Source organism: Streptomyces sp. NPDC033178 (assembly GCF_055577685.1).
This window is the reverse complement of record NZ_JBVIPT010000009.1, coordinates 212355-229253: the sequence shown is the minus strand read 5'-3', so window position 1 is coordinate 229253 and position 16899 is coordinate 212355. Positions and strand designations below refer to the sequence as shown.

Sequence of the window (16899 nt, the reverse complement as noted above, 5' to 3'; positions counted from 1 at the left end):
CGGGGGTTGGGGCGGGGTCTGTGGGTGTTGCTCGCCGGGCCGCGGGAGCTACCGGTCGAGGCCGCGCAGCGCGGTCACGGCCCGGTCGGTGATCTCCTCGGGGGTGCCGGAGACGTCCACGGCGACACCCGTCTCGTCCGCCTGGAGCGGCTGGAGGGTGGCGAACTGGGAGTCGAGGAGCGCCGTCGGCATGAAGTGGCCCTGGCGGTGCGCCATCCGGTCCTCGATGAGCTTCCGGTCGCCCGTGAGGTGGACGAAGACGACCCCGGGAGCGGCCGACCCGATCCGGTCCCGGTAGCTGCGCTTCAGTGCGGAACTGCTGACCACCCCGCCGAGGCCGGCCCGTCCGTGCGCCCAGGCGCCGATGGCGTCGAGCCAGGGCCGGCGGTCCTCGTCGGTCAGCGGTGTCCCGGCCGTCATCTTGGCGATGTTGGCCTCGGGGTGGAAGTCGTCGCCCTCGGCGTAGGGAACGCCGAGCCGCTGGGCGAGCAGGGGACCGATGGTGGTCTTGCCCGTGCCCGCCACTCCCATGACCACGACGACGTGGGGGGTGTTCATCACTGCCTCGCTGTCTTCTTCGACACGCGGATTCGGCTTCCCGGTGTCGACATCTCGATGCCGGATGTACGTCAGGCGCCGCATCCGTCACGACACTGAAACCTATAGGTCAGATGAATTCAAGAGTCTGTGACGTATAAGTCTGACTTTTTGTTCCCGCCGTCCGGCTCGTAGGCTGAACCTCATGAGCACACCGGGCCGGGGGCTGCACGGCCATGTACTGGAGAGCCTCGGTCCCGCCATCACCGCGGGTGAGTATCCGCCGGGCAGCGTGCTGCGCACCGACGAGCTGGCGCAGCGTTTCGAGGTGTCACGCTCCGTGATGCGCGAGGCGGTCCGGGTCCTGGAGTCGATGCACCTGGTCGAGTCCCGCCGCCGGGTCGGCGTCACCGTACGTCCCGCGAACGAGTGGAATGTCTACGATCCCCAGGTCATCCGGTGGCGGCTGGCGGGCGCCGACCGGCCGCGGCAGCTGCGCTCGCTGACCGTGCTGCGCTGTGCCGTCGAGCCGGTCGCCGCGGGGCTCGCCGCCAAGCACGCCACGGCCGAGCAGTGCGCCGAGCTGACCGAGTGCGCACTCGGCATGGTGGCCAACTCGCGCGGCCACCGGCTGGAGGGATATCTCGTCCATGACGTGGCCTTCCACCGGATCGTGCTGAACGCGTCCGGCAACGAGATGTTCGCGCGGCTCGGTGACGTGGTCGCCGAGGTTCTCGCCGGCCGTACCCATCACCAGGTCATGTTCGAGGACCCCGACCCGGCGGCCGTCACGCTTCATGTGCAGGTCGCGGAGGCGATCCGTGGGGGTGACGCGGTCCGTGCGGAGGAACTGACGCGGGAGATCGTTGTGGGTGCGCTTCAGGAACTGGATGTTCTTAGTCCGGAGGCCTGAACTTCTGGGGTTCGGTGGGTAGTTGTTCGGCTGCGGGCGCGTTGGGGCTGGTCGCGCAGTTCCCCGCGCCCCTTTGGGGCGCTACTCGTTGATGTCCCCGTCCACGTACACCCACGCCCCGTCCGCCCGCTCGAAGCGGCTGCGCTCGTGGAGTGAGCCGCCGGTGTACGACGCCCGGAAGGTCACAGTTCCGGTGGTGTGGAAGGCCGTGCCCTCGCTCGTGGCGAGGATCTCCAGGCCGGTCCAGCGCATGCCCGGATCGAACTCGACGCGGGTCGGACGGGTGCGGGGATGCCAGGTCCGCAGCAGGTACGCCTCGTCGCGCTTCACGAATGCGCAGTAGCGCGAGCGCATCAGTGCCTCGGCGGTGGGGGCCGTGCCCTGACCCCGATGAAATCGGCCACAGCACTTCTCGTACGTCTCCGCAAGACCGCAAGGGCAGGAGGGGTTGTGTGCGGGGGCGGAACGGCGCTGGTTGCGGGATTGCGGGGTGCGTCGGGACATGCGCTCCATTCTGCTGCACCACGGGCTGTGGGGAATCCGTGAATCAGCTGCCGCGACACGAGTACATCGTGTGCGAGCTGTGCGCAGTGCCCTTCATCGAACCTCCCCCCGGCGTGGCGTGAACCTGCCTTGCATACGCAACTGCCGACACAGCACGGTGGATTGAGCACTTGAGCATCAGGAGTCACAAGCGCGCTGCTTGACCCCGGACGGCCGTCCGACCGGGGCACTGACGGGGGAAAGCTGATGCGGTGCCGCGGTCCGGTGCGCTCACGCGTGTCCGGAGGCCTCCGCGTGCGCCGTGAAACAAGACGTCTCCCTCTGCCGCCTCTTGGTGCCTTTCACCCGGTGCCCGAGAACGGATTAGGAGGGGGAATGCCGATGAGCGCGGTGAACACTGCCAGGCCGACGTATCCCGGCGTCTACGTCGAAGAGCTTCCCAGCAGCGCCCGGACCATCTCGACCGTCACCACCTCGGTGACCGCCTTCGTGGGGCACACCCGGCGCGGCCCGCTGAACGAGCCGGTGCGCGTCACGAGCTTCACCGAGTTCGAGCGCCGCTTCGGCGGCCTGAGCTCGCAGAGCGCCGTCGGCTACGCCGTGCACCAGTTCTTCGGCAACGGCGGCACGGTCGCCGTGATCGTCCGCGTCGCCAAAGCGGGCAGCGGCAAGGCCGCCTGCGTCACCCTGGAGTCCACCGAGGGCCACAGCGAGTCCGCGGTCCTCGAAGTGCACGCCAAGGAGCCGGGCGTGTGGGGCAACGGCCTCCGCGTCGCCGTCGACTACGACACGCCCTGCCCGGACGAGACGTTCAACCTGCGGGTGTACGACGCCAAGGGCGAGGCCCGCGAGAGCTTCACCGGTCTGTCCATGGACGCCTCGCACGGCCGGCACGCGCCGACCGTGATCAACGCGGGGTCGCGGCTCATCCGCGTCGAGGCCGTGGGCGAGGGCCGCCCCGACCCGTCCGGCACCGTCTCCAAGCCGTTCGGGCACGAACTGCCCGACCTCGCCGTCGACTTGACCGTCAAGATCGGTGAGGTCGAGCGCGAGTTCACGCTGTACGACCCCGACTGCGACGGCGAAGTCCCGTCAAGTGTCGCCGAGTTGGCGCTGCTGCTCGAACGCAAGCTGCGGGCGCTGCCCGACGCGCCGGGCAAGCACGCCTTCGCCGGCGCCGAGGTCACCGCCTTCGGCAAGCGCCTCCAGGTCGTCGCGGGCTCCACCGACCCCGAGGACGTCGTCCGCTTCGTCGGCGAGTGCGCCAACGACCTGGGCCTTGAGGCCTCCGTCAACCCGCCCGTCTTCCCGCTGGAGGGCGGCGAGGACGGCGAGGCGCCCGGACCGCGCGACCTCATCGGCAGCGAGGCCGACAAGACCGGCATCCAGGCGCTGCGCGGCGTCGCGGACGTCAACCTGCTCGTCCTGCCCGAGCTCGCGGCGTACGAGTCCACCGAGGACGCCATCACGGTCGTCTCGGCGGCCCAGCGGCTCTGCCAGGAGCGGCGGATCTTCCTCCTCGTCGACGCGCCCGGCACCTGGGTCAGCGTGGACACCGCCCGCGCCGGACTCGCGGCCTTCGACGCCGTACGCGGCAACCACGCGGGCCTGTACTTCCCGCACCTCCAGCTCACCGACCCGCTCACCGGCCGGCTGCGCTCCTTCCCGCCGTCCGGCGCCGTCGCCGGGGTCTACGCGCGCACGGACTCCGAGCGCGGTGTGTGGAAGGCGCCGGCCGGCACCGAGGCGCGGCTCGCGGGCGTGCACTCGCTCACGGTCAACCTCACCGACCGCGAGACCGGGCTGCTCAACCCGCTCGGCGTCAACTGCCTGCGCACCATGCCGATGGTGGGCCCGCTCGTGTGGGGCGCGCGCACGCTTGAGGGCTCCGACGCGCTCGACAGCGAGTGGAAGTACGTGCCCGTGCGGCGGCTCGCGCTGCACGTGGAGGAGAGCCTCCAACGCGGCCTGCAGTGGGTCGTGTTCGAGCCCAACGACGAGAACCTGTGGCAGCAGATCCGCCTCGGCGCCTCCTCGTACCTGCACACGCTGTTCCGTCAGGGCGCCTTCAAGGGCGGCACGCCGCGCGAGGCGTACTTCGTCAAGTGCGACCACGACACCACGACGGACGAGGACATCGCGAACGGCGTCGTGAACGTCCTGGTCGGCATCGCGCCGGTCAGGCCCGCCGAGTTCGTGATCGTCAGGATCCAGCAGACGTCCGGGCAGTTCGAGCTCTGAGTTCGAACTCCGAGTTCGAGTTCTGAGATCGACGACGGAGAACGTGAAGGAAACCGATGGCTGAGTTCACTGTCAACGCCCAGCGCTTCGACCCGTACAAGAACTTCAAGTTCCTCGTGCTGTGGGACGGTCGTACGGTCGCGGGCATCAGCAAGATCAGTCCGCTGAAGCGGACCACCGAGGTCGTCAAGCACCGGCACGGCGGCGACCCCAGCTCCCCGCGCAAGTCGCCGGGGCGCTCGGAGTTCGAGGGCATCACCCTGGAGCGCGGGGTCACGCACGACCCCGAGTTCGACCGCTGGGCCAACAAGGTCTGGCAGGTCGGGGCCGGTCTCGGCTCCGAGGTGTCCCTCGCAGACTTCCGCAAGGACATCGTGATCCAGGTCCTCAACGAGGCCGGTCAGGTCGCCGTCTCGCACAAGCTCTACCGGACCTGGCCGAGCGAGTACCAGGTCCTCGGCGAGCTGGACGCCAACGCCAACGCGGTGGCCATCCAGTCGCTGAAGCTCGAGTGCGAGGGCTGGGAGCGGGACTACGAGGTGCCCGAGCCGGAGGAGCCCTCCTTCCTCAACCCCGCCTGAACGGCGGCGAGTTGAACGACAGATGGGCCGCGGGGGCAGCGGGGCGGGTACGGAACGGGGGCGGGCATGACGAACACTCGGGCGGCTGAACTACTCACCACCTGGGAGACCGGGCTTTCCCAGGCCCCGTCCGGACGCGCCCTGCTGCTGCACCGCGCCGCCCGCCCCGACACCGGCGGCGAGACGCTGTCCGCGCTGCCGGTCGGCGAGCGGGAGGCGGATCTCTTCGCGCTGCGCCGGGCCCTGTTCGGCGAGCGGATGCAGGTGCGGCTCGTCTGCTCCGCCTGCGGCGAGGACATGGAATTCGACCTGGACGCCGGGGAGTTGGCCCGATCGACAGGCGCTCCCGCCGAGCCCTCGGTACGGGTTGCCGAGGACGGCTGGGAGATCGAGTTCCGGGTGCCGGGCGTCGCCGACCTGACGGCGGCCGCCCGGCACCCGGATCCACGGCGGGCGCTGCTCGCCCGCTGCGTCGTCTCGGCGGTGCGCGACGGGGTGGACGTCCCCGCCGACGCGCTGCCCGAGACGGTGCAGCGGCGGCTCGCCGAGGCGGCCCAGGAGGCCGACCCGGGCGCCGACGTCACGCTCAACGTCAACTGTCCCGAGTGCGGAGCGGCCACCCGGGCCGAGCTCGACATCGCCTCCTATCTGTGGACCGAACTGGACGCCTGGGCACGGGACGTGCTCCTCGACGTCCATCTGCTCGCCACCGCGTACGGCTGGAGCGAGCCGGAGATCCTGGCGCTCAGCCCGCTGCGGCGCCGCTACTACCTGGAGCTGTGTGCGGATGTCTGACTCCGTGGGAAAGCGCCCCGCGAAAGAGGGGGACGTGGGGGAGTCCCGGGCGCCCGACTTCTTCGACCGGCTCCTCGCCCGGCACACCCCGGCCGCCGAGCCTCGCCCCGGCGTGGCGCGCGTACGCCCGCGACTCGCCGGACCCTTCGAGCGGGTCGAGGCGGTACGGGCCGGCGCACAGGAGCCGGAGGCGGCAGAGTCGCTGTGGCCGACCTCCGCCCAACCACTCACGCCCGACGGCGACTTGGCGCGCCCGGCGGTCCGCGAGGTCCAGTTCCGTACGGAGCGCGAACGGACCGTCGTACGGCCCGAGCGTGCGCCGTCGGACGAACCCGTGTCCCGGCCAGTGGCGCGGGACCTGCCCGAGGCGCCGCTGGTCAGGCCCGCCATGCCGGTGGCGCCGGGACCACGGCCCGTTCCCGGCACCGCGCGGCGCGCCGCCGGGCGGGGCGAGCCGGAGCGGTCCTCCTCCCCGAGCGCGGTGTCCGTGCCCCTCCCCTCGGGTGCGGCCACCGCTTCCCCTGCCGCCGTGTCCGCCGCGCTGCGACCCGGCTCGGCGGACACGGCGGCGGCCCGGGACGCCGTACGGCAGGCCGTGGGCCGACGGTCGGGCCGCGGGGGCGAGCAGGTGGTGCAGGTGCAGATCGGACGGCTCGAAGTGACGGCTGGTCCCGCGGGCGCGGGTGGCGGGAGCCGGGGCCCCGCTTCCCCGGCGCGGCAGGGGGCGACGGTGAGCCTGGCGGAGTACCTGGCGAGGGGGCGCGAGTGAGGAACGTACGACGCACCCGGAGTAACGCGGGTGGACCTGGTGGGACTGAGGAACTTGGGACTGGGGAACTGACGTCATGAGCAACGCACTTGCCATCGCCCACGTCACCCAGGCCCTCGCCTTGCTGATCGAGGCAAATCTCCAGCCCGAGATCGACATGGCCGTCAAGGTCGAGCCGCGCAAGCCGTCGGCGGATCCGCCGGCCGAGCCCACGATCACCGTGTTCCTGTACCAGGTCACGCCCAACACCTCGCAGCGGAACAACGACCTGCCGACCCGCGCGTCCGACGGCACGCTCCTCAAGCGGGCCGCCGCGGCACTGGACCTGCACTTCCTGATCAGCGCGTACGGCGAGGAGTCGGAGCTGGTCGGGCAGCGGCTGATCGGTTCCGTGGTGCGCACGCTGCACGAGATACCCGTCCTGCCGAGGGACATCATCGAACTGGCCGGGGAGAAGCCCTACTTGGCGAGCAGCGACCTGGCCGAGGCGGCGCAGCGGGTGCGGTTCTCACCGACGGTGATGGACATCGACGAGACCTCGAAACTGTGGGGGATGCTCCACCAGACCCCGTACACGCTGTCCGTGGTGTACCAGGCAGCCCTCGTCTTCATCGAGGGGCGCGAGGCGCCTGTGCCGGCGAAGCCGGTGGAGCGGGCTGGGGTGCGGGTGTTGCCGTTCGGGGCGCCGGGTGCGCCAGGTGCGCCGGTTCCGCCCGGCGCGTCCGCGGATGGGTCCGTGAATGGGTCCGCGTCCCGGGAAGGCGGGGCTTCCGAAGAGGCGTCCGGTGAGGCGGGGGCGAAGGCTGCCTCCCAAACGCCCGCCAAGTCTGCGGCCGAGTCCGAGTCCGAGCCTGCCGCGAAGGCCGCGGCCAAGGCGCCGGCGAAGGCTCCCGCGAAGACACCGGTGAAGACACCGGTGAAGACACCGGTGAAGGCACCGGTGAAGGCCGCCGCCAAGGCGCCGGCTCGCGCCCGCAAGGAGGCGCAGCCCAACAAGCAGGCGCAGCCCAACAAGGCTGCCCAGACGGGCAGGTCGGCCCAGTCCGGCAGGTCGGCGCGCGGCGCGGCCAAGAGCACGGGAGCCGGGCCCTCCGCATCCTCCGCGGACGCCTCAACGGCGGGCTCGACGGCCGGCGACGGCCCCGAGGGCACGGAGGACTGAGGCGGCGTGGGAACGACGGGGGCAGGTGAGGGCATGGGGACGAGCGGGACGAGCACACCCGGCACGGCGGGCGGCAGCACGACGCTGACCGCTGAGATCCGGCGCGTCCTGGCCCGTGTCGACGCCCACGCGGCTCGTGCGGCTGATGCAGCTCATGCAGGTCATGCAGGTCATGCAGGTCATGCGGGTCATGCGGCCCGTGCCGCCGAGTCGGGCCCAGGAACGGGCAGCGGGCCGGAGCCGGGCTCCGGCTCCGGAGCGGGCTCCGGCCTGGGAGCGGGCGCGGCACCCGAGTCCGACGATGGCACCGGGACCGGCACCGGCACCGGCATCGGGACCGGGACCCGCACCGGGACCGGGAGGACCGGCACCCGCAGCGGTCCCGGCCGCAGCCCCCGTCCCGGTGGGCCGGAGGACGCCGGTCACCCAGTGCAGCACCCGGCGGGCCCCGCCACCGCGCCCCTCGACGCCCTCGTCGCCTGCTTCGGGCTCAGCGTCTTCGAGCGGGACCTCGTACTCCTCACCGCCGCCTACGAGTTGGACGCCACGACCGCCGCCCGGTGTGTCGCGGCGAGCGGTGACCCGGAGCGCGCGTACCCCACCTTCTCGCTCGCGCTGGCCGCTCTCGCCGAACCGCACTGGAGTGCGTTGACCCCGGTCGCGCCCCTGCGGCGCTGGCGGATCGTGGAGTTGGACGACGACTCGCGGCTGACGCTGTCCCGGCTGCGGCTCGACGAGCGCATCCTGCACTTCCTGCTCGGCTCGCCCTACCTGGACGCCCGCCTGCACGGCCAGTTGCGCCGTACGCCGGTGCCGGACGAGCTGCCGCCGTCGTACGACCTGGCCGCGAGCCGGGTCGCCACGGGCTGGACGACCGGCGCACGGCCGGACGCGCCGCTGCTCGTCGAGGTGGTCGGCGGCGATCTGCGCAGCCGCGCCGACATCGCCGCCGCGGCGGCCGCCCGCTCCGGGCTCGGGCTGTACGCGATGAGCGCCGAGGACATCCCCACGGACCCCGCGGAGCGCGACCGGCTGGCCCGGTTGTGGCAGCGCGAGGCGATCCTGCTGCCCGCCGCCCTGCTCGTGGAGGCCGGTGAACTCGACCGCGACCAGCACGCGGCCACCGACGCGTTCCTCGCGGGAGCGGCCGTCCCCGTCGTCGTGTCCAGCGCCGACCCGCGCCAGACGGACCGCCCGCACGGCGAACGGGTACCCGTGCCGCGGCTGGACGACGAGGAACAACTCGGCCTGTGGACAGGCGCGTTCGAAGGCGTCGCAGAGATTCCTGAGGGCGAACTGCGGTCGCTGGTCGCGCAGTTCCAGCTGCCGCCCCATGTCGTACGTGCCGCTGCCGCCGCCGTACGTCGTGATCTGCCCGGCGAGGACGAGCTGGACGCCGGTCGACTCGCCTGGCGTGCCGGAATGAACGAGGCCCGTGTCGGCATGGACGACCAGGGCCGCCGTATCGAGCCCGAGGCGGGCTGGGACGACCTCGTGCTGCACGAGAGGCAGACGAGTGTCCTGCGCGAGATCGTCGCGCATGTGCGTCAGCGGGCAACTGTGCACCAGGAGTGGGGATTTGCGGCCACCCTGCGCCGAGGGCTGGGTGTCACCGCCCTGTTCGCGGGCGGTTCGGGAACGGGCAAGACGCTCGCCGCCGAGGTCATGGCCAAGGAGCTCGGCCTCGACCTGTTCATCGTCGACCTGTCCCAGGTGGTCAGCAAGTACATCGGCGAGACCGAGAAGAACCTGCGGAAGGTGTTCGACGCCGCCGAGGCCGGTGGCGCGCTTCTCCTCTTCGACGAGGCCGACGCCCTCTTCGGCAAGCGCAGCGAGGTCAAGGACAGCCACGACCGGTACGCCAACCTCGAAGTCAGCTATCTGCTGATGCGGATGGAGGCCTACCGGGGGCTCGCGATTCTCACCACCAACATGAAGAAGGCCCTGGACACGGCGTTCATGCGGCGGATCCGCTTCGTCGTCGACTTCCCGTTCCCGGCCGAGCACGAGCGCGCCGAGATCTGGCGCCGGGTCCTGCCGTCGCGGACCCCGACGAAGGGCATCGAGCCGGAACTGCTTGCCCAACTGACCGTCGCGGGCGGCTCGATCCGCAACATCGCCCTGTCCGGCGCGTTCCTCGCCGCCGAGGAGGGCGACCGGCTGCAGATGCGGCACATGCTCGCCGCGGCCCGCACCGAGTACCTCAAGCTGGAGCGCTCCCTGACCCCGGGGGAGGTCCGCGGATGGGTGTGAGCAGGGACGCGGGCAGGGGTGTGAGCCGGGACGCGGGCAGGGGCGTCGGCAGGGAACCGAGCGCGATCCGCGTGAACGTCGGCGAGCTCGTCCTGGACGGCTTCCGCGTGGACCCCGACCGGGTGTCGGCCGCGTTCGAGCACGAACTCGCCCGGCTGGTACGCGAGCGTGGCGTACCCCTGGCGGCGGACGGCGCGGTGAGCGTGGACGCGCTGTCCGGGCTGCCGCCGCTGCCCGCCGGGCTGTCCGCGCGACGGCTCGGCCAGGAACTGGCGCGCGCGGTGCACGCGGGGCTCTCCGGGCGTGGGGAGGTGACGCCGTGAGCAGCAACTCCCGGACCCAGGACGGCCGTTCGGAGCAGACCGCCGAAGAGCGCCGCCGCAAGCGCAAGGAGCGTGCGGCCAAGGCCCGTACGCCCGAGCCAAAGGACATCGTCAGCGGCGCCGGACAGCCTCTCGACGTCGGCGTACGAAGGGAGTTGGAGGAGCAGCTCGGCCACGACCTCAGCCGCGTACGGCTGCACACCGGGCGGGACGCCGGACAGCTGACCGAGTTGCTGGGCGCTGACGCCGTCGCCGTCGGCCAGGACATCTTCTTCCGCGAGGGCGCCTACCGCCCCGGCACCGCGGACGGCCAACGCCTGCTTGCCCACGAGCTGTTGCACACCGTGCAGAACCCGGACGGCCTCGGCGCGCTGCGCGCCGGCCGTGACCCGGGCGCGGTGAGCCTGCCCCAGCAGGCCATCGAACGCGAGGCGGAGTCCGCCGCCCAGGACCTCGTACGCCCGGCGGCAGCTCAGGAGTCCGCGCCGGAGGTGGAGGAGGGGCAGGCCACGCCCGGCTGGCTGCGGTACGCCACCGTCGACGCCGACCGGAACCGGCTGGAGCAGATCGACCCCGCCACCCTGGTCGACCGGCTGACGAACTCGGTCGTACGCTCGCTGCGCGGCGACCCGGAGGACCGCTCGAAGCGCACGCGTCGGCAACTCGCCCGGCTGCCCGAGGAGTTGCTGGACGGCGTCCTCGACCGTCTGGAGGACCGGCTGCTCGGCTCCGAGCACGACCGGGTGCTCGACCTGGTCGAGGAGATCGAGGCCGACGGGGATCTTCCGGAGGAGACGGACTCGTACGACGCTCCGGCCGTCGAGCCGGACGCGGCCGAGGAACTGCGGGTCGAGCGGGAGAGCGAGCAGCGGTCGGTCGCGGAGGACCGGGAGGAGGAGCAGAGGCCCGGGGCGGCTCCGGGGCCGGAGAAGGAACCGGCCGGTGGGGGAGGGGCCGCAGGGTCGACGCCGGAGAACGGGAGTACCGCCCCGGGCGGCGATCGGGAGCCGAGCCCGGGGGCCGGTACCGGCACCGGGACTGGGGCTGAGGCTGGGGCTGAGGTAGACAAGGAGAGCGAGGGCGCGGCGCGGCCCTCGGGTGGCGGCACGGCCGAGGGTGCGCAGCAGACCGGCGGGAAGACGACCGCGGGCTCCGCGCAGGGCGAGGCGGCGAAGTCCGAGCAGGGCAAGGGCGAGAAGAAGGAAGCCGGAGAAGGCAAGGCTGCCAAGGAGGACAAGGGAGCCAAGGGGGAGAAGGAGGCCTCGGAGCGGCAGGAGGCTCCCGCGGCAGGCAAGGAGGAGTCCGCGGCCAGGAACCGGCCGGGCGCGGTCGACGCGCTCGTGGCGGGTCAGAAGGTGAAGCCGCAGGACAAGGCAGGGCAGCCGAAGCCGACGGGTTCTCCCACGGCGGTGGGCAGGGGCGGCCAGCAGTCCGGCCCTCTCAGCAGGCTCGACGGTGTACGCAACCAGGATCTCGAAGGCCCCGAAGAGACGGCCGACGAGGACCCGTTCGGCTCCGGCAGTGAGTCCGAGGTCGAGGTCGGCGGCGGGGAGAAGAGCGCCTGGGACATCAAGCTCCAGCCCGAGGATTTCATCCCGGAGCAGGATCCCGACGTCTCCGGCGTACCGACCGCGGACGAGGCGGATCCGGCCTCCGCCGCCGGGGCGGCCGTGCCGTCGTCCGCCGCGCCTCCGGTCACGAAGGCCGACAAGGTGCAGGCGGAGCGGGATGCCGAGGACGCGGAGGATGCGGCTGCGGAAGCCGAGTCCGAGTCCGAGGAGGACGATGCCTCCGGGGCCGCCGGCTCGGAGGCCGGCCCCGAAACGTCGGAAGCCACGGTCGGAGACGGGCAACTCGGCGGCCTCGCGCTGGAACAGGCCGCCGCCCCGCCTCCCGTACCGGGCTCGGTGTCGAAGGACCCGAAGAACGGCGCCGACCCCAAGGCCGGACCCGTGGCCGCGCAGACGGCGGTGCAGGAGGCGCCAGGCAGGTCCGAGGACGGCGGTGAGGCGCAGGAGACGGCCGCCAAGGAGGAGAAGGGCACTCCGGCCGCGGGCGACAAGTCGGCCGGCGCGCAGGAGAAGGCATCCCCGCAGGCAGGCGGTGCCCAGTCGGGCGGGTCCGAGGCCTCGGGCCGACAGGAGCAGAGGAAGCCGGACTCGGCTCAGGCGACTACGACCGCTGCTGCGGGCGGGCAGGCTCAGGGGGCCTCGTCGGCTTCGTCCTCGGCTTCCTCGACCTCGGCGGCTTCCGGTGGCGCGGCGGGCAGGAGTGAACCGGCGTCGGACACTTCGAGTGCCTCGTCCGCGCGGGACAGCCATGTCTCCGGCGGCTCGTCCGGAGCCAGCGCCCAGAGCCAGTCGTCGGACGGGGCGAGTGCGGGTGGTACAGGGAGTGGTGCGCAGGCCCCGGCGGTGCAGGAGCCCGCGCCCGCCGCTCCGGAACCGGTACAGGCCCCCGAGCCGTCGGCGCAGGACGAGCCCGCCACGGTCGCCGCGCCCTCTCCCAAGTCGGCTGCGGCGCCGAGGGCGACCAAGTCGGCTCCCGCCGCCAAGGGTTCGCGCGGTGGTGGCGGAGGCGGAGGCGGCGGTCGTGGTGGCGGCAGCGCGGCCGTGCCCGCCGGCAAGGGCAGGGGAAAGAAGGACTCGGGCCCGGCGCCCAACCTCTCCCAGGTGTCCCCGGAGGCGGGTCTGTCCACCGCCTCGAATCTCAAGCCCCACAAGGCACTTGAGGCCATGGGCGGCGTGGGCGGCTCGGTGGACCGTACCGTCGGCGACGAGCACAAGGCACTTGCCGCCGCGCCGCCGTCGATGCAGCGCCCGGCCGGTGCGCCCCAGACGCTCCAGGGCAAGCCGAAGGCCGACGCGCCCGCCCAGTACTCCCAGGACCCGGCGCGGAAGTCCGAGGCGCCCGAGGAGGAGAAGGCCGAGGTCAAGGGCGCCAAGGAGCCCGAGGGTCAGATCGAGGCCGAGAAGGCGGAGGAGCCGGGCGGCTGGGACACCTTCAAGATGGCCCTGGGCTTCGGTATCGGCTGGATCGCGGACAAGCTCGGCTTCGAGGTGGACGCGCAGGAGCTGGCGGCCAAGTTCGCCGGGCTGCCGACGAAGGACGAGGCGCTCAAGCAGGCCCAGGCGGGCAACGCGCCGGGTGTCGAGTTGCAGGGCGAGGCCGATCAGACGGCGGGTGAACAGGGTGCCGCGGTCGACACCAAGGGCCAGGAGACCGTCACGACGGGCCGTGACGACGCGGCCCGCCCGATGGGGGAGAACCAGGTCTACCCCGACGTACCCAAGGAGCAGCTGAAGGCGAAGGTGCCCGGCCCCGAGGGCGGCAGGGGCGGTGTGCCGGAGGGCGGTGCGTCGACGGGGGCCGTACCCGCGGAGGCCGCGTCCGAGGTGGCGGAGCACGACCGGGGGCCGCAGTTCAAGGCCGCGTTCAGCGACGGCCAGAAGGGCATGTCCGAGGGGCGGCAGACCAAGGACCGGGACTTCCGCGACTCGCAGGCGAAGCACAAGCAGAAGGTCGACGCCGAGGTCACGGCGAACACCGAGAGCCAGGCGGGCGAGCGTGACAAGGCCCTCGGCGATGTCACCGCGCAGCGTGCCGACTGGCGCAAGGAGCAGGACGAGGAGCTCAAGAAGCTCGGTACGAAGAAGAGCGAGCGGCACGACAAGGTCCGTAAGGACGTCCAGGACAAGGAGAAGAAGACCGACGACGACGTCGACAAGGAGAAGAAGGACGGCGACAAGAAGATCCAGGACGAGAACACCAAGGCCGAGCAGGACGCGGAGAAGAAGCGCGACGACAGCGTCAATGATTCGGGAAACTGGATCAGCAAGGCCTTCGACTGGATCAAAGAGAAGGTCATCGAGATCAAGAACGCGATCGTCCGCGTCATCAAGGCGGCGCGTGACGCGGTCGTCGGTTTCATCAAGAACTTCAAGGAGACGGTCGAGCGCTGGATCAACGAGGCGCGCAAGTTCATCGTCGACGCGATCAAGAACCTCATCAACGACCTGATCGAATTCGCGAAGGCGCTGGTCCGGGGAATCATCGAACTGGCCAACCGTATACGGAAGTTCATCAGCGGGCTGATCTCGGCAGCGATCGCCTTGGTGAACCGGCTGGCGAAAATGCTGAAGCAGATCATCACGGATCTGCTTCACGCCATCGGTAAACTGCTGGGCAGCATTCTGAGCATCCTGAAGAAGATGCTGCTGGACGTGATCAAGGCCGTGATTGCCGCGGTCAAGACGGTCCTTGAGTACGCCTCCAAAATCCTGGGCGCGCTCGGCGAGTTCATGATGATCGCCGTCGATTTCCTCTCCGACCCGGGCGGTTGGCTGAGCGGCGCCAAGAACTCCGCCGTGGACGGGGCGAAGAACCACCTCTTCCGTGAGGTCCAGGCCGCCGTCAAGCAGTGGTTCCAGTCGAAGATCGAGGAGATCCTCGGCATCCCGAAGGCGATGATCGACAAGCTCATCAAGGGCGGCTTCACCCTGGAGCGGATCGTCAAGGAGACGTGGGACGCGATCGTCCCCCAACTCCCTTTCATCATCGGCGAGATCGTCATCACGAAGGTCATCGCGAAGCTGATCCCGGGTGCGGGCTGGGTGATGGCGGTCATCGACGCCGTCCGCACGGCCATCGGCGCCCTCAGCGAGATCCTCCGCGCGATCGGCGCGGTCATCACCTGGCTGAAGGCGGTCCGCCAGGGCGGCGCGGGCATCCTCTTCGCGAAGGCGGTCGCGGCCGGCATCGTCGCCCTGCTCGAACTCGCCTACGAGTTCCTGCTGAACGGCATCGGCAAGTACGTCGCCAAGGTGGGTCGCCGCCTCAAGGGCGTGGCCATGAACCTGGGCAAGGAGAAGCCGGGCGGGGGCCGGGGCCCGGCGGGCCAGGGTTCGGACGACCGGGGCGGCGACAAGAAGACCCGGCCACAGCCTGCCCCCGCGACCGCCCCCACGTCCGGCATCCCGACCACGCGCCCGGCAACGAGCCGCCCGACGACGAGTCCGACAACCGGCCGCCCGACAACCGGCCGCCCGACGACGGGTCGCCCGACGACCGCCGGGCCGCGCCTCGGCGGGACGCCCGCCCCGAGGAAGCCGGGGGCCACCACCCCGGCGAAGCCCACGTCACCCGGCGCCCCTGCGAAGGACGGCACCAAGCCCGGCGGCCCCGCCACTCCCAAGGCCCCGGCCGACACCAAGAGGCCCACGGGCAACGACAAGAACGGCCGCCCGAAGGACAAGGAGGACGACAGGCCGGACACCCGCCCGACCCCGTCCCCGAAGCCGCAACCGACCCCTCGACCGAAGCCGAAGGCCGAACCGGACAGGAGCCCTCGCCCGAAGGACGACACCCCGGGCAAGCCCAAGGAGGACCAGGGCTCCACACGGCCCAAGACGGACGACAAGACCCCAGCCAAGGACCAGGACCAGAACAGGCCCACGGGCAAGAACGGCGACGGCGACAAGGACGGCACCGGGAAACCCAGGGCGGACAAGGACGCACCCGGAAAGCCGCGGACAGACAAGGACGCCCCAGGCAAGCCCCGGACGGACAAGGACGGCAACAAGCCCGGCAAGTCCAAGGACGGCGACGGCAAGAAGTCCGACAAGGACGGCCCGGACAGGCCGACACGCAAGAAGCCGGACAGGGACGGCGACAAGCCCGGCAGGCCGAAGAGCACGCAGAGCAAGGACGACCGGAAGAAGGACGAGAACTCCCAGGACTCGAAGGATGAACGCCTGCGGAGGATCGTGGCCCGCATTCGCCCCATCGAGGAGAGCAGGCTGCGCAAGGGAGTCACCCGGGAAGACCACGTCGCGGCGCTGGAATCCATGCGGCGGTGGTACGGCCTCACCGAGCTCAGCCGACAGCACCCTCCCGGATTCACGGTCGTGGCCAGACTCAACCCCGCGCGCAGTGTCATCAGCGGCAGGGAAGTCCCGGAGGAGGGATTCGACAACGCCGGCTTCGACAAGGGCGACAAGACCGTCCCGGTCGACTGGCTCGACGGCACACATCGCGATCCGAAGCTGCCCCCGGTGAATTCGCCGAAGTTCGAGGACAACAAGCTGGCTTCCGGCTTCACCTCCGAGTACCTGAACCAGAAGTTCGCCACGGCCGAAGGGGACCGAAACACGAAGCGCTCACCTGAGCCGTTCGGTTTCCGGTATCTCAACACGATGACGAATCTCAAGGACAGCGAACGCTGGGACAGGACGCACCTCCTGCCCTACGAGCTGGGTGGCAACGTCAAGAACCAGAACCTCGTACCGGCGAGGCACTATCAGAACATGAAGCTCAGGGTGACCGAAGGCCCGGCCGGAAAGTGGATAGCCAACGGGACCAGGATCGCCTGGTATCAGGTGGACATCACCTACCACCCGAAGAAGGACCACCCTGCTGGCGGTGACCCCATTCAGGGGTTCCCGAACAAGATGAACACGGCCTGGGGAAAATACACACGTAAGCCGGGAAAGACCGGCGAGAGCCAGTCCCACTGGGACCGGGGATACTCCAAGAGTCAGGTTTCGATTCCGAACATGGAGGAGCCTCCGGCGAGCGGGGCGGCGCCTGAGGTCGCGGTGAACGACGAAAAGGACACGTACCGCCTCAAGCTCGCTCTCGAAGCCAGGGATTCACATTTGAAGGCCATCCTGAAACTCCGTGACGAGCAGCGGTTCACGAACGAGACCGAGATGATCCGTCGCTTGCAGGAATACCGGCCGCGATTCAATCTGATAAAGATACAGCGCCGTCTCATCAGGCTGCGAGGAGAAGGCCGTCTACGGTTCTAGAGTCCCCCTGAT

At 70.8% G+C, this 16899-nt stretch carries 11 protein-coding genes; 9 read left to right on the top strand and 2 right to left on the bottom strand.

The features are described from left to right. Positions 1 to 48 precede the first annotated feature (48 nt). On the bottom strand, positions 49 to 558 hold the full coding sequence (locus ACZ5VQ_RS23520) for a gluconokinase (RefSeq protein ID WP_362077599.1): 510 nt from the start codon (positions 556 to 558) through the stop codon (positions 49 to 51). 184 nt (positions 559 to 742) lie between these two features. Between ACZ5VQ_RS23520 and ACZ5VQ_RS23515 the strand changes: the two genes are divergently transcribed. Continuing rightward, positions 743 to 1450, top strand: coding sequence for a FadR/GntR family transcriptional regulator (locus ACZ5VQ_RS23515; RefSeq protein WP_307526257.1), 708 nt, complete (start codon positions 743 to 745; stop codon positions 1448 to 1450). Between the two features lie 81 nt (positions 1451 to 1531). Here ACZ5VQ_RS23515 and ACZ5VQ_RS23510 read toward each other — a convergent pair whose 3' ends face one another. Beyond that, positions 1532 to 1954 carry a YchJ family protein gene (locus ACZ5VQ_RS23510; protein ID WP_469106568.1) on the bottom strand — a complete coding sequence of 141 codons (423 nt, stop codon included), beginning with the start codon at positions 1952 to 1954 and terminating at the stop codon, positions 1532 to 1534. A 375-nt stretch (positions 1955 to 2329) separates the two neighbouring features. On the opposite strand from ACZ5VQ_RS23510, the gene ACZ5VQ_RS23505 reads away from it, so the two are divergent. The 8 genes from ACZ5VQ_RS23505 to ACZ5VQ_RS23470 all read left to right on the top strand — a co-directional run bounded on the left by ACZ5VQ_RS23505 (position 2330) and on the right by ACZ5VQ_RS23470 (position 16887). After that, positions 2330 to 4195: a phage tail sheath family protein gene (locus tag ACZ5VQ_RS23505; protein WP_469106567.1), complete on the top strand. Its 1866-nt coding sequence runs from the start codon at positions 2330 to 2332 to the stop codon at positions 4193 to 4195. A gap of 56 nt (positions 4196 to 4251) precedes the next feature. Further along, on the top strand, positions 4252 to 4776 hold the full coding sequence (locus ACZ5VQ_RS23500; protein ID WP_055614510.1) for a phage tail protein: 525 nt from the start codon (positions 4252 to 4254) through the stop codon (positions 4774 to 4776). Between the two features lie 66 nt (positions 4777 to 4842). Beyond that, positions 4843 to 5571 carry a T4 family baseplate hub assembly chaperone gene (locus ACZ5VQ_RS23495; protein WP_469106566.1) on the top strand — a complete coding sequence of 243 codons (729 nt, stop codon included), beginning with the start codon at positions 4843 to 4845 and terminating at the stop codon, positions 5569 to 5571. After that, positions 5564 to 6340, top strand: a complete 777-nt coding sequence (locus ACZ5VQ_RS23490; protein WP_469106565.1) for a hypothetical protein — start codon at positions 5564 to 5566, stop codon at positions 6338 to 6340. Before ACZ5VQ_RS23495 ends, ACZ5VQ_RS23490 begins: the two co-directional genes overlap by 8 nt. 76 nt (positions 6341 to 6416) lie before the next feature. Then, positions 6417 to 7502, top strand: a complete 1086-nt coding sequence (locus ACZ5VQ_RS23485; protein WP_469106564.1) for a Pvc16 family protein — start codon at positions 6417 to 6419, stop codon at positions 7500 to 7502. Between the two features lie 33 nt (positions 7503 to 7535). Then, positions 7536 to 9755: an ATP-binding protein gene (locus ACZ5VQ_RS23480; RefSeq protein WP_469106563.1), complete on the top strand. Its 2220-nt coding sequence runs from the start codon at positions 7536 to 7538 to the stop codon at positions 9753 to 9755. Further along, positions 9746 to 10078, top strand: coding sequence for a hypothetical protein (locus ACZ5VQ_RS23475; protein WP_469106562.1), 333 nt, complete (start codon positions 9746 to 9748; stop codon positions 10076 to 10078). The genes ACZ5VQ_RS23480 and ACZ5VQ_RS23475 overlap by 10 nt, the downstream gene beginning before the upstream one ends. Further along, a complete protein-coding gene (locus tag ACZ5VQ_RS23470; protein WP_469106561.1) occupies positions 10075 to 16887 on the top strand; it encodes an eCIS core domain-containing protein in 6813 nt (2270 codons plus the stop codon). The genes ACZ5VQ_RS23475 and ACZ5VQ_RS23470 overlap by 4 nt, the downstream gene beginning before the upstream one ends. Positions 16888 to 16899 lie beyond the last annotated feature (12 nt).

What these genes read in the sequence shown, in the direction of transcription:
- ACZ5VQ_RS23495 (WP_469106566.1), top strand. Translation starts at nt 4,843, where the DNA reads ATGACGAACACTCGGGCGGCTGAACTACTCACCACCTGGGAGACCGGG.
- ACZ5VQ_RS23485 (WP_469106564.1), top strand. Translation starts at nt 6,417, where the DNA reads ATGAGCAACGCACTTGCCATCGCCCACGTCACCCAGGCCCTCGCCTTG.
- ACZ5VQ_RS23520 (WP_362077599.1), bottom strand. Translation starts at nt 558, where the DNA reads ATGAACACCCCCCACGTCGTCGTGGTCATGGGAGTGGCGGGCACGGGC.
- ACZ5VQ_RS23515 (WP_307526257.1), top strand. Translation starts at nt 743, where the DNA reads ATGAGCACACCGGGCCGGGGGCTGCACGGCCATGTACTGGAGAGCCTC.
- ACZ5VQ_RS23475 (WP_469106562.1), top strand. Translation starts at nt 9,746, where the DNA reads ATGGGTGTGAGCAGGGACGCGGGCAGGGGTGTGAGCCGGGACGCGGGC.
- ACZ5VQ_RS23505 (WP_469106567.1), top strand. Translation starts at nt 2,330, where the DNA reads ATGCCGATGAGCGCGGTGAACACTGCCAGGCCGACGTATCCCGGCGTC.
- ACZ5VQ_RS23510 (WP_469106568.1), bottom strand. Translation starts at nt 1,954, where the DNA reads ATGTCCCGACGCACCCCGCAATCCCGCAACCAGCGCCGTTCCGCCCCC.
- ACZ5VQ_RS23480 (WP_469106563.1), top strand. Translation starts at nt 7,536, where the DNA reads ATGGGGACGAGCGGGACGAGCACACCCGGCACGGCGGGCGGCAGCACG.
- ACZ5VQ_RS23490 (WP_469106565.1), top strand. Translation starts at nt 5,564, where the DNA reads ATGTCTGACTCCGTGGGAAAGCGCCCCGCGAAAGAGGGGGACGTGGGG.
- ACZ5VQ_RS23500 (WP_055614510.1), top strand. Translation starts at nt 4,252, where the DNA reads ATGGCTGAGTTCACTGTCAACGCCCAGCGCTTCGACCCGTACAAGAAC.